Raw genomic sequence first — 26,221 nt, 5'->3', positions numbered from 1 at the left:
CACCCTGCTATGAGGCTACATTATTAATTTTAGCTGATATTTTAAATCTATCTTTTAGGAGGTAGTCATGGACAATCAACCAATCATCAGACTCGCTGATGGAAACCATATGCCACAATTGGGGCTTGGGTCATGGGCCGCAGATAATCAACAGGTAGTTACCACAATCCATGCTGCTCTGGATATCGGTTATCGGGCAATTGACACCGCCGCTATTTACAATAACGAGAAAGGAATAGGTAAAGCGTTGCAAGAAACCGATATCCCTCGTGAAGATATCTTTGTTACAACCAAGTTGTGGAACAACAGGCATCAAGATGTTCGCGCCGCTTTAACAGAAAGTCTGGAAAAGTTGCAACTGGATTATATTGATCTTTATCTGATGCATTGGCCTGCACCACCGCAGGATCAATATGTAGAAGCCTGGCAGCAATTTATTGAATTACAGAAAGAGGGGCTTATCCGCAGTATCGGGGTTTCTAACTTCCATACCGAGCACCTCCAACGGCTGATCAATGAAACCAGCGTTCACCCCGTGATTAATCAGGTCGAATTACATCCACTACTGCAACAACGCCAGCTTCATGCCTGGAACGCCACTCACAATATTGTTACCGAATCCTGGAGTCCGCTGGCACAAGGTGGTGAAGGCGTATTTGATAATTCATTGGTTCAACATCTGGCGCAAAAGTACAGCAAGACACCGGCTCAGATAGTTATTCGCTGGCACATTGATAACGGTATGATTGTGATCCCAAAATCAACCACGTTATCAAGACTCAGAGAAAATTTTGAGGTGTTCGACTTCAAATTGGACAAAGAAGATCTGACCGCTATGACGACACTGGATATCAGCAAACGTCTGGGGCCATCCCCTGAGACATTTGTTGATTTCAGTGAGTTCAGTAAATTCAGTGATTAATGCTGAAAGTTAAAACGTGCGCGGTATTAATACCGCGCACCAAATATTGATTCACTGATTAGCAGGCATGGTCACTAGCTGCCCTACAGAGCCACGATCGGCCATTTCCAGGATCTGGCTGTAATACAGGAATGGGAAGTGTTTATAAGATGGCTGGTTCATATAAACCAGTAATTCCACGCGCCCATCAACCCAGACGGTATCTTTCCAACCATAATCCTGTGGCTGAGGTGTCTCACCATTGCGATTAATCACTTTAAACTGCACACCGCCAATATGGAACGGCTGTGGAGAGGAGGCATTCACGATCCAACGCTCCCATGTTCCCTGCTGGCTGGTAATATCTACTCGGTTCATATCCCACAACACACCGTTAATTCCCGGCGTATTATCATCAAGATAAATTTCCCGGTTACGGATTGCGTTAGAAACCGGCATAACATCATCGACCAAACGAGATGGCAAGGCATCTGTCACCAAAGATAACAAACCTGTCGGTTTAATGGTCAGAACAGTGCTGGAAATCAGCATAGTAGAGGGTTCAAACAACCCACGCAGCCTGTCAAGTATGCCGGCTGATTCACCCGCGGTAACAGAGACTTCATCCCCTTCAGACATATCAATCAATACTTCACGCCGTTCACCTGGCGCAAGGTACAGCTGTGGAACCGCTACCGGCGCAGGTAACAACCCCAAATCGGTGCCTATCATATAGAAAGGACGACCATCACTGATCTGTAGCTGATATCGGCGGGCATTGGACGCATTCAGTAAACGCAGACGGATCCAACCACGAGATACCTCAACAAAAGGATTCTGTACGCCATTCACCAACAATGTATTACCGATAAACCCACCACCCGCGACGGGTTGATACTCAGGAACACCAAAATTATCCAGCCGTTTGTCCTGCAAAATAACCGGGAGGTCATTCACACCATAATGTTTTGGCAGCGGCAAATTACGGCTAGTTTCATCTTCTACCAGCCACATGCCAGCCAAACCGTTATAAATATGGGGCGCCATCCGGTTAGGTGTATTAGCATGATACCAGCAAGTCGCCGCCTGCTGACGAATAGGCAACACCGGCGACCAATCAGCTCCTGGAGAAATTTGACGGGCAACCCCACCAGTCAGCGTTCCCGGTAATTGCAATCCGCTGACGGTCATCGAAACCGGCTCCGCCAACCGATTACTGTATATCAGTTTGACATCATCGTTTTTATGAACCCGTACCGTCGGACCAAGATATTGACCATTAATCCCCCAGACACTGGTTTTATATTGCCCATCAAAAGTCCAGTGCGCTTTTTGTAAAGTCAGAAATAGCGGCTGCCCACCACGGGATTCCAATAAAGGGGGAATCGGCAAAGCAGTTTGCTGCTTTTTGCTGGCCCTAACCACAAAAGGAGCGGCTCCGATACACATTGCCAAGCCTGATGCCTGAATAAATTGGCGCCGACTAAATGACATATTTTCTCCGCGACAAACCTAATGAAATTCCGGGTATTATGTGCCTCAGAAATACCTGAAATATTGCAATCATTCACCTGGAAACCAATAACTCATTATTGAAGTTATTAAAGTTTATTATCCTTTTGATTACATTTAACAAAAGTATTATTTATCAAGCGCTCATCATAACGCGAATAGACCGGGAATTAAACTATCCGAATGCATTACACGAATCTATCTCTGTAAGCGATCAGTACATATCATTTCTATCAATATATTGTGGACACAGACAATGTGGACACAGACAACAGGCAAAAATCCTCACATACACCAAGTATGTGAGGATTAAAGTACGTTCGCTTTTGTCAGGCCCACTCTTAATTACAAAAAAGACAGCAAACAAAATAACCTATTATGAGTACTTACCCGGCTTCTTCATTGCAGCTAATTCCTCATCTAACGCGGCTATTTTGTCTTTCATCATCTGATGACAATACTCTGCCAATTCACGCACCTGCTCTTTGGTATACCCAGAAGTATCAATGGGCGGCAACATTTCCACAATGACGGTGCCATTATTCCAGCGATTCAACTTAATATTGCCATTAGTGATGGAAGAGACACAGACTGGGACAATCGACACTCCCGCAGAGATAGCAGCATGGAAGGCACCGGTTTTAAACGGCAGTAAGCCACGGCCACGGCTGCGTGTTCCTTCCGGGAACATCCAGACAGAAATATGGCGTTTTTGAATCTGCTCGACAACCTGGGTAATAGTGCCATGTGCTTTAGCACGGTTATTTCGATCAATCAGGATATTACCTGTCAGCCAATAAAGCTGACCAAAAAATGGGATCAGCACCAGACTTTTTTTACCTACCGTCACCGTACCCGGCTGAACCGCATTGGACATGGTTATCATGTCATAGTTGTTCTGATGGTTGCCTATATAGATACTCGGACCATAATTTTTGGCGTCAGCAGGAATACGCTCAATTATTTTGATACCAAATATTTTCGACAGCCGACCAAACATATTACCAAATACCATGACATGGTCCGGATGACGTGGTCTGAATAAACAGTAAATACCACCGAATACACACACCACAATCGAAAACAGAATAACGATAATGCCACGAATAATAGCTAACATAGCTGCCTCTTGTTTAACGGGCCCTCACTCAAGCCCGTCAGTTTCATTTAATCCCACTATTTAGTTACACCGATAGCAGAGGGTGGTGTATCAACCTGAACCCGCTCAATACGTTGCAACCCACGAGGTAGAGATGTTCCTTTACGCCCACGCTCTGCACGGAATTTCTGTAAATCCTCAGGACGCAGAGTCAGTTTACGTTTACCAAAGTAAAGTGTAATTGACGATTGTGGCGGTAATATCAATAACCAACTCAATAGATCATTTTCTGACGCTGACTGAACAGAGATGATCTTATTTCCTTTCCCTTTGGAAAGCTGAGGCAAATCCGCAACCGGGAACATTAACATCCGGCCTGCACTGGTGATTGCCAGCAGCATATCATCCTGCGCGTTATTTATTTCCAGCGGCGTCATGACGCCAGCCTTTTCCGGCAATGTAATCAGTGCCTTACCCGCTCGGTTTTTAGCTACCAAATCACTAAAAGTACAGATAAAACCATAACCGGCGTCAGATGCCATCAAAAATTTCTGTTCATCAGGTGCCATCAGCACATGTTCTACTGTCGCACCCGCGGGCAGAGTCAATTTACCCGTCAGTGGCTCCCCCTGGCCTCTGGCAGAAGGCATATCTCGCGGATCAAGAGAGTAACTGCGGCCCGTTGTATCAATAAAAACCACCAGCTGATTGCTCTTACCACGAGCCGCGCCACGGAAGCTGTCGCCCGCTTTGTAATTCAGCCCGGCCGGATCGATCTCATGGCCTTTCGCACTGCGTACCCAACCCATCTCTGACAGTACGATGGTCACCGGCTCACAAGGTGTGATGTCGTGCTCGCTCATGGCCTTGGCTTCATCACGCTCTCTCATCGGAGAACGACGCTCATCGCCATAAGTCGCCGCATCAGCAATAATCTCTTTCTTCAATAACGTGTTCAGCTTGCGCTCAGAACCTAAAATTGCCTGTAACTTATCACGCTCTTTTGCCAATGCATCCTGTTCGCCACGGATTTTCACCTCTTCCAGTTTAGCTAAGTGGCGTAATTTTAGTTCCAGAATGGCTTCCGTCTGAGTCTCACTTAAACCAAAACGTTCCATTAACACCGGTTTTGGCTCATCTTCACTACGGATAATATGGATGACTTCATCAATATTGAGAAACGCGATCAGTAAGCCTTCCAGTATATGCAGGCGTTTAAGGACTTTTTCCAGGCGATGGTTTAAACGCTTACGTACAGTTTCACGGCGAAATACCAGCCATTCGGAAAGGATCTCAACCAAACCTTTTACGGTCGGGCGGTTATCCAATCCAATCATATTCAGGTTGACGCGATAACTCTTTTCCAGATCGGTTGTCGCAAACAGGTGGTTCATTACCTGCTCCACATCCACCCGGCTTGTCCGGGGAACAATCACCAGACGGGTTGGATTTTCATGATCAGATTCATCACGTAAGTCATCAACCATAGGCAATTTTTTAGCCCGCATCTGGTTGGCGATCTGTTCCAGCACTTTGGCGCCAGAAACCTGATGTGGCAACGCAGTGATCACCACATTGCCATCTTCTTTTGACCAAACTGCACGCATTCGTACCGAACCGCGGCCACTTTTATAAATTTTACGGATATCTTCTTGCGACGTGATGATCTCCGCTTCGGTCGGATAATCAGGACCTTTAACATGCTCCATCAGCTCATCAAGAGAGCTTTGCGGCTTATCCAGCAACATTATCAGTGCATTAGCCACTTCACGGGCGTTATGAGGCGGGATATCTGTCGCCATACCTACCGCAATACCGGTAGTGCCATTCAGCAAAATATTTGGCAAACGCGCCGGCAGCATTTTCGGTTCCTGCAACGTGCCGTCAAAATTCGGCACCCAATCAACAGTGCCGTGACCTAATTCCGTCAGCAACAACTCTGCATATTTGGACAAACGGGATTCTGTATAACGCATCGCGGCGAAAGATTTAGGATCATCCGGTGCCCCCCAGTTCCCTTGTCCATCCACCAGCGGATAACGGTAAGAGAATGGCTGTGCCATCAGTACCATCGCTTCATAACAGGCGCCATCACCATGTGGATGGTATTTACCCAATACATCACCTACGGTTCGGGCGGATTTCTTAAATTTAGCGGTATTGTTCAGTCCAAGTTCCGACATGGCATAAACAATACGGCGCTGAACCGGTTTCAAACCGTCACCAATAAAAGGCAGCGCCCTGTCCATGATGACGTACATGGAGTAGTTCAGATAGGCGTTTTCAGTAAACGAGTGGAGCGGCAAACGCTCCACGCCATCGTGAGTTATCTCACTCATTCGTTAATTTCCTCAGAATCTTCTTTGACTATCCCTGTGGGCGTTACACTTCAATTTCCACAGTATCACCCTTATCTTGCAGCCAGTTACGGCGATCTTCTGAACGCTTCTTCGCCAAAAGCATATCCATCACAGAGAAGGTTTCCTGGTAGTTTTCATCATTGATAGTCAATTGCACCAGACGGCGGGTATTCGGGTCTAATGTCGTTTCGCGCAGTTGCAATGGGTTCATCTCACCTAACCCTTTAAAACGCTGTACGTTAGGCTTACCCCGTTTGCGGCTCAGGCGATCCAGCACCGCGATCTTTTCCTCTTCATCCAGTGCGTAATACACTTCTTTGCCCAAATCGATACGATATAAAGGCGGCATTGCCATATAAACATGACCATTCTTAACCAATGTTGGGAAGTGGCGGACAAACAATGCACACAGCAGCGTCGCAATATGCAAGCCATCCGAGTCGGCATCCGCCAGAATACAGACTTTACCATAGCGTAACTGGCTGAGATCGTTGCTATCCGGGTCAATGCCAATAGCAACTGAGATATCATGGACTTCCTGTGACGCTAACACTTCATCCGAAGAAACTTCCCAGGTATTCAGAATTTTCCCTTTCAACGGCATGATCGCCTGATACTCACGATCACGGGCCTGTTTCGCCGAGCCGCCCGCAGAATCCCCTTCCACCAAAAATAACTCGGTGAGATTCAGATCCTGTGATGTGCAATCAGCTAATTTTCCCGGTAACGCAGGGCCGCTGGTCAGTTTTTTACGCACAACCTTTTTCGCGGCGCGCATTCTGCGCTGTGCACTGGCGATCGCCAGTTCAGCCAATTGCTCTGCTTCCTGAACATTCTGGTTCAGCCACAAGCTGAAAGCATCTTTGACGACACCAGAAACAAAGGCGGCAGATTGGCGGGAAGAGAGACGTTCTTTCGTCTGACCGGCAAATTGCGGGTCCTGCATTTTTACAGACAGAACGTAAGCACAGCGATCCCAGATATCATCGGCAGAAAGCTTCACACCACGTGGCAGGATATTGCGGAATTCACAAAATTCACGCATGGCATCCAGTAACCCCTGACGCAACCCGTTTACATGGGTCCCTCCCTGCATCGTCGGGATCAGGTTCACATAACTTTCAGCCAGGAGTTCTCCCCCTTCCGGCAACCAGAGCAGCGCCCAGTCAACCGCTTCGGTTTCACCGCTTAAAGTACCGACAAAAGGGGTTTCCGGCAATGTTATCAGGCCATTAACCGCCGCCATCAGATAGTCGGTCAGACCATCGGCATAACACCATTTTTGTTCGGTATCGTTGATTTTATCTTTAAAAACAATTTCCACCCCCGGACACAAAACCGCTTTCGCTTTCAGCAAATGCGCCAAACGGGAAACTGAGAAACGCGGGCTGTCAAAGAAACTTTCATCAGGCCAGAAGTGAACACCGGTACCGGTATTGCGTTTACCACAACGGCCGATCACCACCAGCTCCTGCACTTTATCGCCATTCTCAAAAGCGATTTGATAAACCTGGCTGTCACGACGGACGGTGACTTCAATCCGCTTGGACAAAGCGTTAACCACAGAGATCCCCACACCGTGAAGACCACCGGAAAACTGATAGTTTTTATTAGAAAATTTACCACCGGCATGTAAGCGGCTCAGGATCAGTTCAACCGCTGAAACCCCTTCCTCCTGATGAATATCAACCGGCATACCCCGGCCATCATCAATGACCTCCAGTGACTGATCGCTATGAAGGATCACTTCAATATGTTTAGCGTGGCCCGCCAAAGCTTCATCCACACTGTTATCGATCACTTCTTGTGCCAAATGGTTCGGACGAGTTGTATCAGTGTACATCCCCGGACGACGGCGAACCGGCTCCAGACCACTGAGAACCTCAATGGCATCTGCGTTGTAACTAGATTGAGTCATGTTGTAATTCTGTCGGTTGCTTCTTGATTAAAGGGCTAATCAGTTTTGTATACTGTTGATAATACCAGTCGTTCAAACATTTTTGGCAAGTTTTTTCTCGCCATCACTGGAAAACCCAAGAAAGTTGATGATTTGCGGGAAATAGTGCTCAAACCCGATAAAAGTGTGATTACCACCAGATTCAATAGTTTGCTTACATAATACAAGATAGGCAACGGCCTGACGATAATCCAGCACCTCATCCCCGGTTTGTTGCAATAACCAGATAAGATCCGGTGACTCTAGCGGTTCAATATGCATGATATTGAGATCATGGATATGGCGCTGTTCTAAAGTATACCGTTGATTGGTATAGGGGTTAATATTTTCCCCAAGATAATCCCGCAGTAACTCAAACGGGCGAACAGCCGGATTGACAACAACCGCGGGTAAACTGAAACATTGTGAAAGCCATATCGCCAGATAACCGCCGAGAGAGGAGCCAACAATACCCAAATTATCCCCGGCACGTTCCATCACCAGATTTTCCAGCAGTTCAGCCGCTTCTTCAGGATAAGGCGGTAACTGAGGCACCAACATGTCAATGTCAGGATGATGCTGATGCAGCCACTTTTTCAGGGCATTTGCTTTTACGGATTGCGGGGAACTGTTAAAACCATGCAGATAAAGTAATGTTGACATCAGGCTGTGTCCCTCAATTGTGTGCAAATACCACTGGCCGCTATGCTCCTGTGCGACAAGCCACAAATTATGAGGCTTGGCAGACCCAATAAGCAGAGAGTAACACAGCGGCACAAGGAGACAAACACAACCTAGTATCCATCCGAATCTAAATCAGGGCAGAATTCATTGCTCTCCAGTCTGTAAACCTGAGTTGTCAAACTAAATTCGCCACGGTCAGAAATAGACAATTCGAGATAACGCCATCCCGGCGCGACTGTATCAAGCGTAAAATTAGTGCAGTGTGGCTTGAATTGCACGCTTGTTGATGGTGTCGCCATCATATGGATGCCATTCCAATCCAGATCCATCTCCTGATGGATATGCCCGCAAAGCATCGCTTTAACCCGGGTATAACCTTGCAGATACTGAGCCAAGATATGTGAGTTACGCAAACTATGCTGATCCAGCCAGGTGCAACCCGATGGTAATGGATGATGATGCAGCAGGATCACCGTGTAGCGTTCAGGATACATATCCAGGCACTTTTTCATCCATTCAAGCTGATATTCCGACAGCTCTCCGTGCGGCACGCCCGGTACCTGACTATCAAGCATCAAGAGTTGCCAGTGCTCACCGACCAAAACCTGTTTCGACGGAGAAACGCCCGCGGCCGCCAGGGCATCCACCATAGCAGGCTGGTAATCATGATTACCGGGCAACCAGACACAAGGCACCGGCAAACGGGCAATACCAGCAGCAAAATGCCGGTAGGCTTCCAGCGACTGATCCTGTGCCAAGTCACCTGTCGCAACGATTAAATCAATATCAGCATTTTGTTTGAGGATGGCATCCAGCACCGCGTGATAACTGCGATAAGTATTAATACCCAACAAAGTCTCTTCTTTGCCGGCAAAAAGATGCGTATCTGTTATTTGCAATATTTTGGCTGTGGTTCCTTCTACCACAGGCAGTTTAAACTGGCTTTCCAAATGGTTTCCTTGTCCTATAAATCATTGGCGGGCATCATAACCCGTTTTAACGCAAGAGATCTGCTGACTGGCACACACTTCCCTTTTCTCGGTTAAAAATCAGGAATTATCTGAATTCCACGCTTTTTTTAACTTTTCATGGTGCAATGCTAACCATTGTATCGCAATCACTGAAGCGGCATTATCAATAATTCCCTCTTCCATCCATTGATAAGCCTGTTCACGGCTGACCACATGTACCCGAATATCTTCATGTTCACCCGACAATCCATGAATACCGGCAGCTGTCGTGGCATCCACTTCCCCCACCATTACAGAGATGCGTTCAGTTGTTCCTCCAGGGCTGGAGAGATAACTCAACACTGGTTTACAACGTTTAATTTCAATTCCCGCCTCTTCCATCGCTTCGCGGCGCACCACACGCTCGACATCCTCGCCCTCTTCAATCATACCGGCAATAATTTCCAGCAACCACGGCGTTGCTTTAGTTTCTATCGCCGGAATTCGTATCTGTTCTATCAGCACAACTTCATCACGGCGTGGATCATAAGGTAACAGAGCCCCCGCATGTCCCCGTTCAAAAACTTCTCGACTGACCTCTTCACTCCAGCCGCCAGCAAACAGACGATGACGAAAGCGGTAATTTGTCAGTTTGAAAAATCCTTTGTACAAACTCTTTTTCGCTATAATTTCCACATCCTGTTTATTCAGCATAACTGGCATGGATGGTTTTTTATTCATGAGATTCTCCTGATATACTTCCTTATTTACTAGCCACTACATGATATTAATCAAACAGAGTTAAAAAATTCATCTTTTGGAGGTGTAAAGTTAAGCTAAATTAAGGCAATATGGCACAAACGGCTACCTTCGACTGATAGCATACTCTGCTAGAATCAGTGATATTTCGTTTTTCATCAAGGCAACAAGCAAAATAGCTGCACAACAAGGAATGCAAATGAAGAAACTGCTCTCCCTTTTTATCGCTATGAGCCTAGCGGGATTTAGCTCTGTCAGTCAGGCTGAAAATCTTTTGCAGGTTTATAAGCAAGCAAAAGAAAGTAATCCTGAACTACGTAAATCAATGGCTGAGCGTAATGCGGCTTTTGAGAAAATTAATGAATCCCGTAGTCCATTATTACCTCAGTTGGGATTAAATTCGGGATATACCTATAACAGTGGTTACCGCGATACACGCGACACAGAAAACAATGCCTTGAGCGCGAAACTTCAGCTGACTCAAACCATTTTTGATATGTCTAAATGGCGCCAGTTGAATTTACAAGAAAAAACGGCGGGTATTGCTGACGTTACCTACCAGAGCAGTGAACAAAAACTGATTTTGGATAGTGCAACGGCTTATTTCAAAGTACTGCGCGCTATTGATTCACTCTCTTACATTGAAGCGCAGAAAGCAGCCGTTTACCGCCAGTTGGATCAAATCACTCAGCGTTTTAATGTCGGTCTGGTCGCCATTACTGATGTCCAGAACGCCCGGGCTAACTACGATAGCGTACTCGCTCAGGAAGTGGTCGGTCGCAACGATCTAGATAATGCATTGGAAGCTCTGCGTCAGGTAACCGGTACTTATTACCCTCAGTTATCCTCGCTGAACATTGATCGTTTCAAAACGCATAAACCAGAAGCAGTAGATCTTCTGCTGAAAGAAGCGGAGAAACGTAATCTAAGCCTGTTATCTGCCCGTTTAGGTCAGGATCTGGCTCGTGAGCAAATCAAAGCAGCCCAAACTGGTCATATGCCAACCATCGATTTAGGTGCCTCTACCGGCGTTTCAAACGTCCAGTCTCACGGCTCCGGTTATGAGCCAAGCAGAAAACCCGGCAATGCCTATAATGGCGAAAACAGTGTTGGTCTGACACTCAGCCTGCCAATTTACAGCGGCGGTGCGACCAGTTCCCGCGTTGAACAGGCACAATATGGTTTTGTCAGCGCCAGCGAACAGTTGGAAAGCACCTATCGCAATGTTGTACAGGTTGTCCGTTCCTCTTTTAACAACATCTCTGCCTCCATCAGCAGTATCAACGCCTACAAGCAGGTTGTTGTTTCCGCGCAAAGCTCACTGGATGCAATGGAAGCCGGTTATCAGGTCGGTACACGTACCATTGTTGATGTGTTGAATGCGACGACAACCTTGTACGATGCCAAACAAAAACTGTCCAATGCTCGCTATGATTATCTGATTAATCAACTGAACATTCAGCACGCACTTGGCACGCTTAATGAGAACGATTTAGCGGCTCTGAATAATACGCTGGATAAACAGATCTCAACATCAGCCAGCAGTATTGTTCGGGAAACAAACGCACCCGTAACGTCTGGCCGTAATTAATTCAGTTTTTCTACCTTCACTAATAACAACCCGCCAGAAAGCGGGCTCAGACCGCTGACAAACCTCGTTGAGAATAACGGGGTTTGCTCCTTTCATTATGAATCATAGTGCCATCCATTTTCCTCATTAAGCCAATTTAATCGTCCGACAAGGCGTTATTTTCGCTTCTCCTGCAATGAAATGCTCGCTCTCCAGAGATAAAAACAACAAAGCATCGCGGTGCCAGTGATGTTGCATTTATGTAGAAGTTTTTGTTCTCTGATACTCAGCCGAGGCTGCCCTGCTGGGAATGATGTCCAGACTGCATTGTGTTTGGTACAAAAAGAGCAAGTACATGTTCGTGCTGGAATCTCAAAATGACTTTTTTAGTATTATATGTTGTGCTTTGTGTTTTTTTTATTAATTTTTGAACTTAAATTCTGTGTTTTTTTGTTTGCTAAAAGTGATGTTGGTGTTACTATTTTTTTAATTGATATTTATATGAGTTTATTTTTGTAAAAGTTAATTATTGAATAAGTTGTGTAAAAGTATCTCAGTATTTGGAGGGGTTATTTATAGAGTAAAAAATTATTAATCTAAAGTGTGGGTGGGATTTTGTATTTATGTTGTTATAAAGAGCTCTTAATTCTTGTAGCACAAGATAATATGCAAAGTAATTTTTTTACATGCAAGGTGTTAATTTTTTCATTAAATAAGTGATTGTGTGCGTTTAATGTAAATTTAACTGGCACGTGACTTTTATTTTATACGGAATTTATTTTGGGATAATATTTATTATATTGATTGGTTAATGGCCCATGAACAATAAGTCTTCATCTTTATTATTTATCGTTTTAATGGCTTTTCTTTCTATGGGGGGGCTGGTTTCATCGGATATATTCCTACCCGCCTTGAGTAAAATGGGAAACTATTATCACGTTAGCGAATCTAGTATACAAAGTGCAATAGCTATATTTCTATTTGGTATAGCCTTTTCTCAACTTATTTATGGACCATTAAGTGATTGTTTAGGAAGAAAAATGGTTCTTATTTCTGGGATGATTATATGGCTGATTTCAACAATCGGTATTTTCTACAGTACGCATATTAGTGAGTTACTATTATTGCGTTTATTCCAGGGAATAGGCGCTTGTGCTGGTATTACATTAAGTCGTGCTATTATTAGTGATTTAATGGGGAAGGAAGAGGCAGCCAATTTTTATCTGATTATTTTCCCTTTTGTGGGAATGTCACCCGCTGTCGCACCAATGATCGGCGGTATGTTAAGTGAATATTATGGCTGGAAAGCCTGTTTCTTATTTCTTACTTTATTTATAACAGCTACGCTTATATTGTGTTTGCTAGTGCTGAAAGAATCACTACCAATAAATAAACGTCAAAAATTGAGTGTTAAAAATGTATTAGTTAGCACTTACCAAGTGATAATAAATAAAGAGTTTCTTTACTATGCAGCAATACCTTGCTTCGCTTATACGGCATATTTTTCTTATTTGATTGAATCTCCATTTATTCTTACAGCTATGGGATTACCAGAAAAATATGTTGGTTACACCTATATAATGCTCTCTTTAAGTTATGTGTTGGGTAATCTTACCGCTAAAAAATTAAGTCGCCAGCAGGGTGTGAGAAAGACAATTTCTCATGGTTATCTCATCTTTGCTGTTGGAGGTATTGCTTTCACGATACAAATGTTTTTTAGTTCCTACCCATTGATAACTTCTGTGCTAACAATATCAGTATTGACTTTCGGTAATGGTTTTTTATTGCCACTAGGTACTGCATCGGCAATTGCCACTCATTCTCAAGCCGCTGGGGCGGCTTCCAGCGTAATGGGAACATTGCAATTAGGTAGTGCAGGACTGGCGTCATTGCTTATCGGTTATATATCTCACCATGAACCTATTAAAGTGGCATCTATCATCACAGTTGTTTCTTTGGTCGGTAGTATTATTTATATAACGGGTAATAGAGGTGATAAAGAAATAAGTGAAAAACAAACAATAGAAACTAAAATAGGAATGAAAAATGGTTAATAATGTAGATGTCACATTACGTGATGGTGGATACCTGAATAATTTCAACTTTACAACAGAATACGCTATAAAGCATGTTGAAGCATTGACTAAAAGTGGCGTGGAATGGTCTGAAATCGGTTATCGCAATGGTTCTTTTAAACCTATCTCTAGTACTACAGCCGTACTTACTTTTTTCAACAGAAAAGACACTCATAGAAAAGCTTAATTCATGCGGTTTCTCAGAGTTGTGAGCATCAAGAAAAATGCAACTTTCTGGTATCTACGGCTGTAGTACTAGGTCATTCAGGACACTTTCTTTGTCGGCTTCCCACCTGTTCATGGGAATTAAGTTGTCTGTAAAACTTCGATATTTAGTGGTGTTCTGGTTAAAAACATCCCCTGATTCTTCAGATAATAAATTTGTGAGTGCCTCTTCCACATCAGGATTAAGATCTGATTTTAATTGCTCACAGATACGCCTCCTCTCATCCGATAAACATCGTCCAATCAAATCCTGAAAAGTACTGTACGCAGGGGGAATGATCTGATTTTTATTGAGGTGACTTAACAATGCCCGCAAGATAAACACAGGCTTAGCTGATCTTTTAACAACCCGTGCGGCCAGTTCAGCTAATTGTTCTGCCATGACACTGCCATAGCGTTGATAATTCAGATGCTGGTAAATAAGTCTTTGCAGTTGTATCCGGGTCGTCTTGCCTGGAACTTTTATATTGGCGGCAGAATGATCAGGGAAATGGCAAGCCAGAATATAAGAGATATCCGTGATGACATCTTCCAGCGTGTAGGTAAAGAATATTTTCCTGGATTTAAAATACCCAAGCATAAGAATGAAGTTCACTCTGGAGTTAACAGACCAACCTTGCGGTATTATCTGATGCTCCGTATCGGATAAAGTGAAATAGTATTCTCGCTCCTCCAAAGTAAATCGAGGCAGGCCAAAATAGTCCTGAATTTCAGGTTGAGTCAGTATAGTCAGGCGCTTTTTATTGGTATTCATTTTTTTAATTCTTAATATGGCAGGGTCACATTGAGTATGTCACTTTATCTTTTTCTTACCACCTTTAATAGACATAGATTTATATACAGTTTATATTACATCTTTCCATCCGTATTTAGGCTAAAACAAGGCTGTCATTTAAACCTTCGTTTAACTGACACACCAAAAGCGAGAAGAAAGGTTTATGGCGCAAAAAATTGATGTTCGGGGTATAAAAGTCTCTGTCTTTTCCGACAAACAAGATGACTATATATCGCTATCTGACATCGCTAAGTACAAAGATGGCGACCGCGGTGATTACATTCTGCAAAACTGGATGAGAAACCGCAGTACCATTGAGTTTATCGGTTTGTGGGAACAGCTCCATAATCCCGATTTTAATTCCATCGAATTCGATGGATTTAAACATGAAGCGGGCGCAAACAGTTTCTCTCTCACGCCAAAACGCTGGATCACAACCACCAATGCAATCGGGATCATCTCGAAAGCGGGCAGATATGGCGGAACTTATGCGCATCGGGATATTGCTTTTGAGTTTGCTTCCTGGATCAGCGCGGAGTTTAAGCTCTATCTATTAAAAGAATTCCAACGGCTCAAACAAGCAGAAAATGAACAGAAAAATCTGGAATGGAATGTTTCGCGCACTTTGGCCAAGGTCAACTATCATATTCATACAGAGTCAATAAAAACGAACATTATTCCCGCCCTGGAACTTAACCCAAAAGCAAGAAACTTTGCTTACGCTAATGAGGCCGATATATTGAATCTGGCTTTGTTTGGCAAGACAGCCAGCGACTGGCGTAAAGAGAACCCGGAACTAAAAGGCAATATACGGGACTATGCCACACTGGAACAGCTTGTCGTGTTATCTAATTTAGAAAGCTTCAATGCTGAACTTATCGAGCAAGGCTGCTCTGCAAACGACAGGTTCCAAAAGCTGAATCACGTTGCGGTCAGTCAAATGAAGATCCTGATAGAAAACAAATCCATTGAAAAACTTAAACAATTAAAATAGGTCGTTCATGCGAATTGGGTATACCCGTGTCTCCAAATCTGATGGAAGTCAGGTGCAAGATCTCCAACTGGATGCTTTACTTGCTGCCGGTGTTAATAAAGAAAACATTTATCAGGATGAAATATCAGGGAAGTCAGACAAACGTCCTGGATTGGATGCCTGTTTGAAAGCGCTCAGGGCTGGCGATGTGTTAATGGTATGGAAGCTTGACAGGCTTGGCCGAAGCTTAAAACACCTGGTGAATACTATCCATGATCTGGCGGATCGAAAAATCGGATTTAAGGTACTGACCGGGCAAGGTGCAGAAATTGATACGACGACGGCCAGTGGCAAATTGGTCTTTGGGATTTTTGCCGCGCTGGCCGAATTTGAACGGGAGTTGATCAGTGAACGAACAAAAGCAGGGCTGGCAGCGGCCAGAGCAAGAGGACGTGAAGGCGGACGTTCTTTTAAACTCACAAAATCTCAGGTTCGCCTTGCACAAGCTTCCATGAAGAGTAGAGATTGTAGCGTATCTGAATTATGTGAAGAGCTTGGGATTAGCAGACAGGCTCTCTATAAGTATGTCGGGCCAGATGGGGAACTCAGGGAACACGGCAAAAGAGTATTAAAATCTTAGCGCTAACTGAGTACCCATTTTTTTCCTCATCAACTTTGAACCTTATCGGGGGATGGGCAAAAATAGCCAATATGGAAAGTTGCAACAAAGATCTATGAAACTAGCTGAAATTATTTGACTACAACACCACTAGAACATGACCATGATCGCGCTTTGAAAAACGATATATCAATATCCAAATCATTTGTGAAGTTCACGGGCAATGGTTTTTATAAAGAGGAACAGTTTAATCGAACCGTAGAAAAGCCATATTACAGGCTCTCCCACTTTGAGTTTTATCATGAGCAGGTTTTAAACTGTTATTTAAAGTCACTGTTTTAATTTAGGGTTTTAATCAATATAGTGTTTTGACGGTTTGTGACCACTTTTACCACCTGATTTTTATTAAGTTTAATTACTATAGGATATCGTATTTTACGTTAAATCAACGTTAATCATACCCTTTACTGACGCTGTTTTACCGGCAATTCTGAGTAGTTTTAATAAATCACTACCCTTGATGTTTTTTCAGATAACCCCCCGTTTTTTCAGGGTGTTAACCCTGCCAGATTAATTGTTTTATCCATTTTTTTATTGCGTTGTTTTTATGGTTTTCTTCATAAAATACAATAAGAAAGTGTGTTAATACCATCTGTTGGGATAATATTCCTTTGCGTACTGATTTCTTTTCGACTTTCTCTTAATTCGTGGTGGTAAACTCCGTTTGGCGAACAGAACTTGACTAAAACAAAGTGTCGGCTAAAAAGCGGCGCTTTGTCAATAATCTGAGCCCGCCAGAAAGCGGGCTGTTTTATTTCCTGCCAACGACAATTTATTCTGAAAGAAAATACGATATTTACCTTAATGCAGAGAATATATAAATCAGAAAAATCCTTCAAATGGATTCCAACTCTGGCTATTCACCGTTTCTTTCAGATAATAGGCATAGTTAGCGGTCATTCCCCATATTGCCGCAAAAGCGCAACTAATCCCCGTGTCAGCAGCTGGAGGGATCTCAATACCCAGAACACCTTCAATGGCCCCTAATAACATCATTACGACAACAAAGACGCCGAATAAGGTCAGATTTTTTCGCCATAAACCTAAAACAAAGAAGTAAATAAAACCAAAAAAGAAAGCAATAAAATTCATGTTCAACAAGATACGGCGACCAAATGGTTCTGTTCTCATGGCAGCTTTATGCTCAGATGCCTTAGGAGCGCCGTGCTGTTCAAAGAATGTAAAACGCGTTTGCCATTTTTTTGAATATTGACTTTTATCCATACTACTTAATTCCTTAATTAAAATAGAAAATACAAAACCAATAATATAATAACAATCAGTTACTAATTTAAGATTATATTGCCGAGATTATTTTCTGGCGCTATAACAGCAGATAATATAATTAGTAGATTTACTTACATCATAACGTTACCCATTTAATTATCCTTAATTTACTGGAACTTATACGGGTAGAATTAATACCACAAAATATCAATTACAGCACTGATTTTTAAAATTCACATATATATTTCACAACATTGAAACCAGATTTAACGGAATACCAGATAATCAATATCCGCCAGCCGCTTTGTCAGACAAAAAATTAGGTTATCAATTCGAAGGTTTATGCTTTAATTTTGCTCATCTTTCCCCTATCCTTAGAGCTATTTCATGAAAGAATCACAGACACCTAAAATTTGGGTATACGACTATGACAATAAAGCGGACCAAAAATATTAATCACGACACATTCCGTAAGGCCTGGCGCAGTTATCGCCTTGCGCCTGTGGCAATCGCTGTCAGTGCGGTTTTCATGTTATCTGCCTGTGAACAGAGTGATGAAACCGTCTCTCTTTACATGAATGCAGATGATTGTTCTCAGGCAAACCCATCACAAAGTGAACAATGTAATCTGACTTACAACAACGCGTTGAAAGAAGCGGAAAAAACAGCGCCTAAATATGCGACCAAAGAAGACTGTATCGCTGAGTTTGGTGAAGCACAATGTACTCAAGCTCCGGCACAGGCGGGTCTTGGCAGCACATCTACCACGGATGGCTCCAGCACAGCCGCGAATAGCAATGCACAAGCCCAACCGCAGCAAAGTGGCAGCTTCTGGATGCCTCTGATGGCAGGTTTTATGATGGGGCGTCTGATGGGCGGCGGCGCAGCACCATCACAACCGCTGTTTAGCTCCAAATCTGCCACTAGCCCGGCAAACGGTAAATTTGTTGATGCGACAGGCAAAAGCTATGGCCCTGCTACTGCTGGTGGCCGCTCCATGACGGTTCCTAAAACCGCTATGGCGCCAAAACCCGCCACGACAACAACCATCACCCGCGGCGGCTTCGGTGACTCTGTTGCAAAACAGTCAACCATGCAACGTAGTTCCTCTTCTGGTTCTACTTCACGTTCAGTGGGAGGCTAATCACGGATGAAACGCATTGCTATTACTGAGCGCCCGGACTGGCGCGAAAAAGCGACAGAATATGGCTTTAATTTTCACACCATGCATGGTGAACCATACTGGTGTGAAGATGCTTATTACCAGTTTTCTCTTGCTCAAATTGAAGAAATCGAGAATACCACTGCCGAGCTGCATCAGATGTGTTTGCAGGTGGTAGAGAAAGTCGTCGATAGTGAAGAGCTGTTGACTAAATTCCAGATCCCAAAACATTGCTGGGATTTTGTCCGCAGTTCCTGGATTACCAGCCAGCCGTCACTCTATTCCCGGTTGGATTTGGCTTACGATGGTAAAAGCCCGGCAAAATTGTTGGAAAATAATGCCGATACGCCAACTTCACTGTATGAATCTGCTTTTTTCCAATGGATCTGGTTGGAAGATCAGATGAATGCCGGTTTGTTGCCAGCACACGCCGATCAATTCAACAGCATGCAAGAGCAGTTGATTGAACGTTTTGCTCAATTGCGTGATGAACATGGTTTTGGCTTATTGCACATGACCTGCTGTCAGGATACGCAAGAGGATCGCGGTACTATTCAGTACTTACAGGATTGTGCGCTGGAAGCCGGTGTTCCGACTGAATTCTTATTTATCGAAGAGATCGGTTTGGGTGAGAAAGGCCAGTTTACTGATTTGCAAGACCAGGTGATCAGCAATCTGTTCAAACTCTACCCTTGGGAGATGATGTTCCGTGAGATTTTCGCCACCAAACTGGAAGATGCCGGCGTTCGCTGGTTAGAACCTGCCTGGAAGAGCATTATTTCTAACAAAGCATTACTGCCAATGTTGTGGAAGATGTTTCCGAATCATCCAAACCTGTTACCCGCTTATTTTGCTGATGATAACTATCCAGCAATGGACAGCTATGTTATTAAGCCGCTGTTTTCTCGGGAAGGGGCGAATATTCGCATCATTGAGAATGGTAAGGAAATTGCCAGCGCTGATGGCCCTTACGGTAAAGAAGGCATGATCGTTCAGCAATTCCATACACTGCCAAAATTCGGTGACAGTTATACGCTGATTGGTAGCTGGCTGGTCAATGATCAGCCTTGTGGTATTGGTTTGCGTGAAGACCGTGAACTGATAACCCAGGATTTATCCCGCTTCTATCCGCACATTATTTTGGATTAATATCCAGACAAGGGAGGAATGAGGAAGATAGTAGAAACGCCAAAAATTCCTCCCTTAAATATCCGATGAAAAAACGTTGTACCCTTACAAGCTTATAAAAAAAGGATAAATAATATGGCGAACACAATATATTTAACCATCACAGGTAAAAAGCAAGGGCTTATATCCAGTGGTTGTTCTACCTATGATTCCATCGGTAATAAATATCAAACTGGTCATGAAAATGAAATTTATGTTTATTCATTTGACCATGATATCAGCAGAGAACAAAATGTTAATCACTCTCCTATTTCAATTACTAAACCAATAGACAAATCCTCACCTCTATTGGGCATCGCAATATCAGAAAATGAATCAATAAATTGCAGATTAGATTTTTACAGAACATCAAATAATGGTTCTCAAGAGAAATATTATTCAATTGAAATCATGCATGCATCGATAACCAATATATCTACCCATTATCCCAACTCACTTACCCATAATGATGCACAACCCTATGAAATTATATCCATTGCCTATGGAAATATAACTTGGAAACACCATATCGCAGGTACCTCAGGATATAGCATATGGGATGAAAGAGTTAGTTAAAATTAATATTTTGGGGAGGAATCCCCAAATAATTCAGATCATTTTATTTCTTTTGAAAAACCTGACACCAAACATTCTTGATTAAAACCATTAACTCTTTCATAATATCAGTTAATAACTAGAGCTTATTAAAGTCATTTAACATTTTCAGCAAAGGTTAATCCTAAGCAATTTTCTTTCTTTTCATTTCCAACCACAGGTGATTTTGACAATATAAAAGAATCGTCATATATAGTTTCAAATCCTTTTATATACCATACGTCGTCATTATTTACTGTATAACCAGTTGATTTTATATAATTAACAATTTCATTATAGTTATTATCCATACGTTTCAAATCAAAATCACAAAAATAAACAGAATTATATACAGGCGATGATTCATCATTTGGATAATATTCGAAGAAATAATTTTGAGAAATACGGGGAGCTTCTCTTATTTTTTTATGGGTAAGCAGGTGATATTTTAAGAAGTCATTTTCTTTATAGATAACATTCGGCATCATAAATAACCATAAATAAATACTAATAAAAGTAAATATTATCACCGTAATTACCACTGTTAACTTCTTCATAATTTCGCCCCATAAAAAATTTATCTCCATAATGAATTATAAAAAATCTTAATAAAACCACCATATTACATCCATCATAAAACACCATGTATAAAATAAAATCGCTTATTAAAATTACAACTCATAAAACAAAAGAAATAATTCAAATTATTTTATCTCTTTTGAAAAGATCAATTCTAAACATTCTTTTTTATTAAAAATCACTTTATCTAAGATAAAATATACATCATCTTTTGAGCTATCTTTATATAACAACGAATTGTTTCTTGATATAAAAAAACCATTTTCATTTATATAATGAACCAGTTCATTATAACTGGAGCTTATATCTTTTAAATCACAGAAATAAATGGTGCTTCTTTGTGGTGATGTTTCATCATTCGGCGAGTATTCGAAAACATAATTTTCTGATACACGGGGAGAATTCCTTATCTCATTATAAGTTAATAAATTATATTTAAAAAAATCTTTCTCACTATAAAATACATTAGGCATTGATAAAAACCACCACCCCCAAAAGATAAGAACGAATAAAAAAAATACGAAAAAAAATAATGTTCTCACAACTTAACCTCATAAGAAGCTATTGGCTTTACATGACTTATAACAATATCTTTCTCATAAGAAGAAAAAGGTTTAATCGTATTTAAATAATATGGCAAATTCTTCTTATACGGAAAAGCATTGTTAGGGTATTTCTCCGGATCAGGAAAAATCCAAGGTCTTAATTCTTTATTCTTATACTTACCTACAGGACCGTAATAATCCCATATTTTATATGCATAATCTTTAGATTTTGGTTTTATTAAAGACATATAATCCCTTGGTTGCACTGATTTATAAAAACCTAATAAGTTTGAAATTAAATCTTCACAACTAAACCCACTGTCAGTAATATTTGAAAAAACAAAATTTGACTGTAACTCTTCGAACTCTAACGATACACAATACATCATTGAAAATGCAATGGATTTTTTCACTTCAATAGGCAATCCTTTTTTTACCATCCATTGAGCATGAATTGAAGATTTAAAAATATATTTACTCATGCCTTGAGCATAATTAACCAGAAAGTACCCTTTCATAAAAGGAGAACTACTTTTCTCAGTAATCAACTGTTCCCATAACATTTTGGAATCATGACCACTAGCATGACCAAGATCTATCCATCCCAAATCCTCCGTATAAATTAATTTGTCATCCTTTATATCTTTTCTAACAGTCATTAGCTGATCCACCTATATAATGTTTAGCAATATTAAAATTATAGCTACAATTGCTCATCTTTTTTGAAGCTAAAAATCAATATATCCACTTTACAGTTTTTCTCGATCGCATTCTATTAATCTGCTCACGAAACCTATTCCTTTATATAACACAGAGATAATTGAGCCAATGAAATTTCTGGTGGCAGAACATCAATGCATTTTCACACAAAATCCCTGTCTCATCGGTCAGCTATCAAGCCTTAAAAAGTAAAGAATCTGACCGTTATTGATGCTATAGTGGTCAATAATTATTATTGGTTTTTATTGGGAGCTCTTATGTCCATATCAGCAAAACAGACGATTACCGCACAGATACCTATCAAACTAGCTACAGCTATAAACGATTTAGCCAAAGAGTTAGACCGCTCAAAATCGTGGATCATTAAAGAGGCTCTCACCTCAATGATTGAGGAGCGTGAACATCGCCACCAAATGATTTTGGCTGGCCTCGCGGATGTCGATACAGGCCGTATTGTGAATCATTCAGATGTTATTAATTTTGCATCCAAGCTGAAAACATCATAATCATGGAAGTTTATTGGACACTTAAAGCTCAAAATGATTTGGAGCGCATCTATCATTTTGCCTGTCAATACAGTAAATCACATGCCAATGATGTATTAGACCATCTAATTATCAGCACTACGAATTTGACACTGCAACCTAAGATAGGGATTCCTCAGCCTAGATATAAGCCCCGCGAAGTACGTAAAGTACTTTTTAGTGATTACGAAGTCCATTACGAGGTATCCAACGATACAATTTACATTGTAGACCTTTGACATACCCGCGAAAACCGTTAGTTAAAAGCCGTCCTCACAAAAGAAGAGGGTGGCTTAACTTGGTTATTGTAGAAATATGGTTTTGTTTCTTTAGCATATTTCAATCTACCACTTCTGCCTCAACAAAGCCTGCATCACTTAATCGGCTGTGCTGTTGAACTAATTCCTCTTGTGTCAAATGCGGATAACAACAACGAAAACGTTCAATTGCCTCAGGAAGCGATTGTCGTAATGCATTACGTAACTCTTTTGCACGCTTGCACTGCTGTTCAAAATTGATTCTGAATGGTGAAGAGGAAAATAAAGATGAAGTTTTGGGTTGAGTCAAGATTGCAGCCCTTTCCGCGGACAAGGTGGCGATGATCTCGCCACCGGGAATCCTAACAAAAGGGCAAAAGACTTCAACCAATACAGCACAAAGATTGACTATTTAACCAACCTGCACAGACAACATACTCAGTGAACTGGACACAATGCCATCCACAGGAATAGAAACCACTTCTTTTCTATCCCACGTTCCCATGACATACAGCAATGGCAAAAAGTGTTCAGGAGATGGATTGGATAACTGACCATCCTCCCTGTCCAATGCATGAACTAAAGGGTAAGGCTGTTCATTGCTGGTAAGGTTATCACGCACATAACGGTTAAATGTTTCTGCCCAAGGGTACGGTTCAGCATTAGGTTCCTGCTGCTTCATAGCACGAAGATTGTGTACCACATTACCACTTCCCAGGATCAACACACCTTCATCTCGCAAAGCAGCCAGCTTTTTCCCCAATTCATAGTGATACGCCGCCGGTTTAGCGTCATCTATACTCAACTGCACCACAGGAATATTGGCCTGAGGATACATCTTAATCAGAATGCCCCAAGTCCCGTGATCTAATCCCCATTGATGGTGATCGGCATAAACCTCCACAGGTTCCAATATTTCCTGCACTAAAGCAGCCAGTTCAGGTAATCCTTTAGCCGGATACTGAGTTTCATGCAATTCCTGTGGAAAACCTCGAAAATCATGGATAGTCTTCGGTTGAGTCATGGCGGTTACAGCTGTGCCATTGGTGTACCAATGAGCAGAAATCACCAAAATAGCTCTGGGGACAGGCAGCCTTTCGCCAAGCTCACGCCAAGCGTTGGTATAACGATTTTCTTCCAGTACGTTCATTGGGCTGCCATGACCAACAAACAGAGCTGGCATTCTGGAAATATTCATACGACCTCCCATACCAAATATAGGTAATTTTAATACTTGCAGAGAGATTACGCCTTTCAGACAGGCAAAACAGTGTGCCAAAGGTGATGGAGTTGTTCAAAAAAACTGAAAACCACAGCTTGTGCGAACTGTGGTTTGGGTAAATGTCTGTGCGTTATAACCGATATTTCAGCCGATTATCAGATGATGACGTTTTAACTGGCTTTCAGATCTACTGCCTGACGATAAGCCACCAGATCTTCAATGGTTACCACCGGCATATTATGTAATTTCGCAAATTGCACCACTTCAGGGGTACGAGCCATTGAACCGTCATCATTGGTCAATTCACACAATACACCTGCTGGCTTGAAACCTGCCAAACTGACCAAATCAATTGTTGCTTCAGTATGCCCCTGACGGGCCAGGACACCACCAGGCTGTGCACGCAGTGGGAAAACATGGCCCGGACGGTTCAAATCGCTCGGCTTCGCATGATCCGCAATCGCGGCACGAATGGTTGTGATACGGTCAGCCGCAGAAACGCCGGTTGTCACACCCTGAGCAGCCTCAATGGTTACAGTAAAAGCTGTCTGGAATGGGCTGGAATTATTTTCCACCATCATTGGCAATTGCAATTGCTGCCGGCGGTCTTCTGTCAGACACAAGCAGACAATACCGCTGCCATGACGGATAGTCAGCGCCATTTGCTCTACGGTCATCGTTTCGGCCGCAAAGATAATATCACCTTCATTTTCACGATCTTCATTATCCAGCACCATCACACCGCCGCCATCACGTAAAGCGTCAATAGCGCGTTCAACACGTTCTGATGATGTGCCGTATTCAAAAAGTAGCGTCTGATTCATGGTAAAAAAACCTCGTTAAAATTTATGGATTACCAGAATCAGGGCAGTCTTGAGGAGTTCTCACTATGACACCACATCATAACATTAATATTATTAATATAATGTTCACATGCCATAGCCGGAACAACAGGCGGGCAAAAAGCCCGACAGATGCCGTTATTCTCTCCCATCCGGACTATAACCGTCGGCTCCAGAGTTACACTGGATCTGCTGACCTCCGATTTATCATAAAGATAACCACAAACGGAGCGCTCGCGGGCTTCACCCAGTCACCCGTAAGATGACCTGATGTTTACCGCCGGTGGGGACTTTCACCCCGCCCTGAGATAAGCCTGCAAACTATAACGCTAATATTTACCGGGGGCAATCAACAAAATCAGATGTGAAACTTGGCTCACAGTGGTTTGTGGTTTTACCATCTGGTATTACACTATCGGAGATTATTTATGTCATAAAAAGGATGCATCATGCTCGATCCCAAAAAAATTGAACAAATCGCCCGCCAGATCCAGGATTCCTTACCCAAGGGAGTTAAAGAATTTGGTGACGATATAGAGAAAAAATTACGGATGATTTTGCAATCCCAGCTTGGCAAACTTGATTTAGTTAACCGCGAAGAATTTGATATTCAAACTCAGGTTCTGCTGTGTACCCGTGAAAAATTAACGGCGATGGAGCAGCGTTTAAATGAATTGGAGGAGAAACTTGAAGATAAGAATACGCCATCTGATAACAACTCAATAAAAAGAGAGTCATGGGAAAGCTAATCGCCAATTAACCCCGACGTCATTTTATCTCATTGCCATTCAATTAAAGGTGATCGTTAAGACGGTCACCGCATTCAAAGAGAAACACTCAAAGCATATATCGTCAGCCCAAATATACCTGATTGATATCCTGAC

27 protein-coding genes and 1 riboswitch are annotated in these 26,221 nt (G+C 42.4%); of the genes, 12 read left to right on the top strand and 15 right to left on the bottom strand.

Annotated features, from left to right (window positions below):
* Positions 1–67: 67 nt before the first annotated feature.
* A complete protein-coding gene (gene dkgA, locus LGZ99_RS18875) occupies positions 68–922 on the top strand; it encodes a 2,5-didehydrogluconate reductase DkgA (protein ID WP_036837785.1) in 855 nt (284 codons plus the stop codon).
* 51 nt (positions 923–973) lie between these two features.
* Here the strand turns inward: dkgA and ftsP are convergent, their stop codons facing one another.
* From ftsP to nudF, 7 genes are all read right to left on the bottom strand, one after another.
* Positions 974–2,395: a cell division protein FtsP gene (gene ftsP / locus LGZ99_RS18870; RefSeq protein ID WP_262979438.1), complete on the bottom strand. Its 1,422-nt coding sequence runs from the start codon at positions 2,393–2,395 to the stop codon at positions 974–976.
* 394 nt (positions 2,396–2,789) lie between these two features.
* Positions 2,790–3,533, bottom strand: a complete 744-nt coding sequence (locus tag LGZ99_RS18865; protein WP_262979437.1) for a 1-acylglycerol-3-phosphate O-acyltransferase — start codon at positions 3,531–3,533, stop codon at positions 2,790–2,792.
* Between the two features lie 56 nt (positions 3,534–3,589).
* Complete coding sequence (gene parC / locus LGZ99_RS18860; RefSeq protein WP_021324158.1) at positions 3,590–5,851, bottom strand: DNA topoisomerase IV subunit A; 2,262 nt, start codon at positions 5,849–5,851, stop codon at positions 3,590–3,592.
* Between the two features lie 43 nt (positions 5,852–5,894).
* Positions 5,895–7,790, bottom strand: coding sequence for a DNA topoisomerase IV subunit B (gene parE, locus LGZ99_RS18855; RefSeq protein WP_262979436.1), 1,896 nt, complete (start codon positions 7,788–7,790; stop codon positions 5,895–5,897).
* Positions 7,791–7,862: 72 nt separating this feature from the next.
* Complete coding sequence (gene yqiA / locus LGZ99_RS18850) at positions 7,863–8,471, bottom strand: esterase YqiA (RefSeq protein ID WP_031280535.1); 609 nt, start codon at positions 8,469–8,471, stop codon at positions 7,863–7,865.
* 131 nt (positions 8,472–8,602) lie between these two features.
* Positions 8,603–9,442 carry a 3',5'-cyclic-AMP phosphodiesterase gene (gene cpdA, locus LGZ99_RS18845; protein ID WP_262979435.1) on the bottom strand — a complete coding sequence of 280 codons (840 nt, stop codon included), beginning with the start codon at positions 9,440–9,442 and terminating at the stop codon, positions 8,603–8,605.
* A 99-nt stretch (positions 9,443–9,541) separates the two neighbouring features.
* Positions 9,542–10,183, bottom strand: a complete 642-nt coding sequence (nudF, locus tag LGZ99_RS18840; protein ID WP_021324154.1) for an ADP-ribose diphosphatase — start codon at positions 10,181–10,183, stop codon at positions 9,542–9,544.
* A 217-nt stretch (positions 10,184–10,400) separates the two neighbouring features.
* Between nudF and tolC the strand changes: the two genes are divergently transcribed.
* From tolC to LGZ99_RS18825, 3 genes are all read left to right on the top strand, one after another.
* Positions 10,401–11,792, top strand: coding sequence for an outer membrane channel protein TolC (gene tolC / locus LGZ99_RS18835; RefSeq protein WP_262979434.1), 1,392 nt, complete (start codon positions 10,401–10,403; stop codon positions 11,790–11,792).
* Between the two features lie 797 nt (positions 11,793–12,589).
* The gene (locus LGZ99_RS18830; RefSeq protein WP_051769277.1) at positions 12,590–13,825 is read left to right on the top strand and encodes a multidrug effflux MFS transporter; all 1,236 of its coding nucleotides are present in this window, start codon (positions 12,590–12,592) and stop codon (positions 13,823–13,825) included.
* Complete coding sequence (locus LGZ99_RS18825) at positions 13,818–14,033, top strand: hypothetical protein (RefSeq protein WP_036837758.1); 216 nt, start codon at positions 13,818–13,820, stop codon at positions 14,031–14,033. The genes LGZ99_RS18830 and LGZ99_RS18825 overlap by 8 nt, the downstream gene beginning before the upstream one ends.
* Positions 14,034–14,087: 54 nt before the next feature.
* Here the strand turns inward: LGZ99_RS18825 and LGZ99_RS18820 are convergent, their stop codons facing one another.
* Positions 14,088–14,825 carry a DUF4158 domain-containing protein gene (locus tag LGZ99_RS18820; RefSeq protein WP_262979433.1) on the bottom strand — a complete coding sequence of 246 codons (738 nt, stop codon included), beginning with the start codon at positions 14,823–14,825 and terminating at the stop codon, positions 14,088–14,090.
* Between the two features lie 184 nt (positions 14,826–15,009).
* Here LGZ99_RS18820 and LGZ99_RS18815 point away from each other — a divergent pair, with 184 nt between their 5' ends.
* Together LGZ99_RS18815 and LGZ99_RS18810 are read left to right on the top strand one after the other, a co-directional pair.
* Positions 15,010–15,840 (top strand): KilA-N domain-containing protein, encoded by an 831-nt coding sequence (locus LGZ99_RS18815; protein WP_036837754.1) that lies wholly within the window; start codon positions 15,010–15,012, stop codon positions 15,838–15,840.
* 7 nt (positions 15,841–15,847) lie between these two features.
* Positions 15,848–16,459 (top strand): recombinase family protein, encoded by a 612-nt coding sequence (locus tag LGZ99_RS18810; protein WP_023043657.1) that lies wholly within the window; start codon positions 15,848–15,850, stop codon positions 16,457–16,459.
* A gap of 861 nt (positions 16,460–17,320) precedes the next feature.
* Here the strand turns inward: LGZ99_RS18810 and LGZ99_RS18805 are convergent.
* Positions 17,321–17,722, bottom strand: coding sequence for a DUF2628 domain-containing protein (locus tag LGZ99_RS18805; protein ID WP_023043656.1), 402 nt, complete (start codon positions 17,720–17,722; stop codon positions 17,321–17,323).
* Positions 17,723–18,152: 430 nt separating this feature from the next.
* On the opposite strand from LGZ99_RS18805, the gene LGZ99_RS18800 reads away from it, so the two are divergent.
* The 3 genes from LGZ99_RS18800 to LGZ99_RS18790 all read left to right on the top strand — a co-directional run bounded on the left by LGZ99_RS18800 (position 18,153) and on the right by LGZ99_RS18790 (position 20,630).
* Positions 18,153–18,869: a DUF1190 family protein gene (locus LGZ99_RS18800; protein ID WP_262979432.1), complete on the top strand. Its 717-nt coding sequence runs from the start codon at positions 18,153–18,155 to the stop codon at positions 18,867–18,869.
* A 6-nt stretch (positions 18,870–18,875) separates the two neighbouring features.
* Positions 18,876–20,036, top strand: a complete 1,161-nt coding sequence (locus tag LGZ99_RS18795; RefSeq protein ID WP_262979431.1) for a glutathionylspermidine synthase family protein — start codon at positions 18,876–18,878, stop codon at positions 20,034–20,036.
* Between the two features lie 114 nt (positions 20,037–20,150).
* Positions 20,151–20,630 (top strand): Hcp family type VI secretion system effector, encoded by a 480-nt coding sequence (locus tag LGZ99_RS18790; RefSeq protein WP_021324148.1) that lies wholly within the window; start codon positions 20,151–20,153, stop codon positions 20,628–20,630.
* A gap of 134 nt (positions 20,631–20,764) precedes the next feature.
* On the opposite strand, the gene LGZ99_RS18785 is transcribed toward LGZ99_RS18790, so the two are convergent.
* From LGZ99_RS18785 to LGZ99_RS18775, 3 genes are all read right to left on the bottom strand, one after another.
* Positions 20,765–21,205 carry a hypothetical protein gene (locus LGZ99_RS18785; protein WP_262979430.1) on the bottom strand — a complete coding sequence of 147 codons (441 nt, stop codon included), beginning with the start codon at positions 21,203–21,205 and terminating at the stop codon, positions 20,765–20,767.
* 147 nt (positions 21,206–21,352) lie between these two features.
* The gene (locus tag LGZ99_RS18780; protein ID WP_021324146.1) at positions 21,353–21,700 is read right to left on the bottom strand and encodes a hypothetical protein; all 348 of its coding nucleotides are present in this window, start codon (positions 21,698–21,700) and stop codon (positions 21,353–21,355) included.
* A 65-nt stretch (positions 21,701–21,765) separates the two neighbouring features.
* Positions 21,766–22,431 (bottom strand): hypothetical protein, encoded by a 666-nt coding sequence (locus tag LGZ99_RS18775; protein ID WP_021324145.1) that lies wholly within the window; start codon positions 22,429–22,431, stop codon positions 21,766–21,768.
* Positions 22,432–22,749: 318 nt separating this feature from the next.
* Here LGZ99_RS18775 and LGZ99_RS18770 point away from each other — a divergent pair, with 318 nt between their 5' ends.
* Both LGZ99_RS18770 and LGZ99_RS18765 read left to right on the top strand, forming a co-directional pair.
* Complete coding sequence (locus tag LGZ99_RS18770; protein WP_021324144.1) at positions 22,750–22,998, top strand: CopG family ribbon-helix-helix protein; 249 nt, start codon at positions 22,750–22,752, stop codon at positions 22,996–22,998.
* A gap of 2 nt (positions 22,999–23,000) precedes the next feature.
* Positions 23,001–23,255, top strand: a complete 255-nt coding sequence (locus LGZ99_RS18765) for a type II toxin-antitoxin system RelE/ParE family toxin (RefSeq protein ID WP_031281019.1) — start codon at positions 23,001–23,003, stop codon at positions 23,253–23,255.
* A gap of 100 nt (positions 23,256–23,355) precedes the next feature.
* Here the strand turns inward: LGZ99_RS18765 and LGZ99_RS18760 are convergent, their stop codons facing one another.
* The 3 genes from LGZ99_RS18760 to ribB all read right to left on the bottom strand — a co-directional run bounded on the left by LGZ99_RS18760 (position 23,356) and on the right by ribB (position 25,319).
* Positions 23,356–23,583: a hypothetical protein gene (locus LGZ99_RS18760; RefSeq protein ID WP_155806623.1), complete on the bottom strand. Its 228-nt coding sequence runs from the start codon at positions 23,581–23,583 to the stop codon at positions 23,356–23,358.
* A 102-nt stretch (positions 23,584–23,685) separates the two neighbouring features.
* Positions 23,686–24,471, bottom strand: a complete 786-nt coding sequence (gene ygiD / locus LGZ99_RS18755; protein ID WP_262979429.1) for a 4,5-DOPA-extradiol-dioxygenase — start codon at positions 24,469–24,471, stop codon at positions 23,686–23,688.
* A 194-nt stretch (positions 24,472–24,665) separates the two neighbouring features.
* Complete coding sequence (ribB, locus tag LGZ99_RS18750; RefSeq protein ID WP_021324140.1) at positions 24,666–25,319, bottom strand: 3,4-dihydroxy-2-butanone-4-phosphate synthase; 654 nt, start codon at positions 25,317–25,319, stop codon at positions 24,666–24,668.
* Between the two features lie 154 nt (positions 25,320–25,473).
* A riboswitch (FMN riboswitch) is annotated at positions 25,474–25,651 on the bottom strand.
* A gap of 135 nt (positions 25,652–25,786) precedes the next feature.
* Here ribB and ubiK point away from each other — a divergent pair.
* Positions 25,787–26,086, top strand: coding sequence for a ubiquinone biosynthesis accessory factor UbiK (ubiK, locus tag LGZ99_RS18745; protein WP_262979428.1), 300 nt, complete (start codon positions 25,787–25,789; stop codon positions 26,084–26,086).
* The last annotated feature ends 135 nt before the right edge of the window (positions 26,087–26,221 follow it).

Source organism: Photorhabdus temperata (assembly GCF_025384845.1).
Classification (GTDB): Bacteria; Pseudomonadota; Gammaproteobacteria; order Enterobacterales; family Enterobacteriaceae; genus Photorhabdus; species Photorhabdus temperata.
The sequence above is the reverse complement of the archived record's forward strand: the minus strand, read 5'-3'. Positions and strand labels throughout refer to the sequence as shown.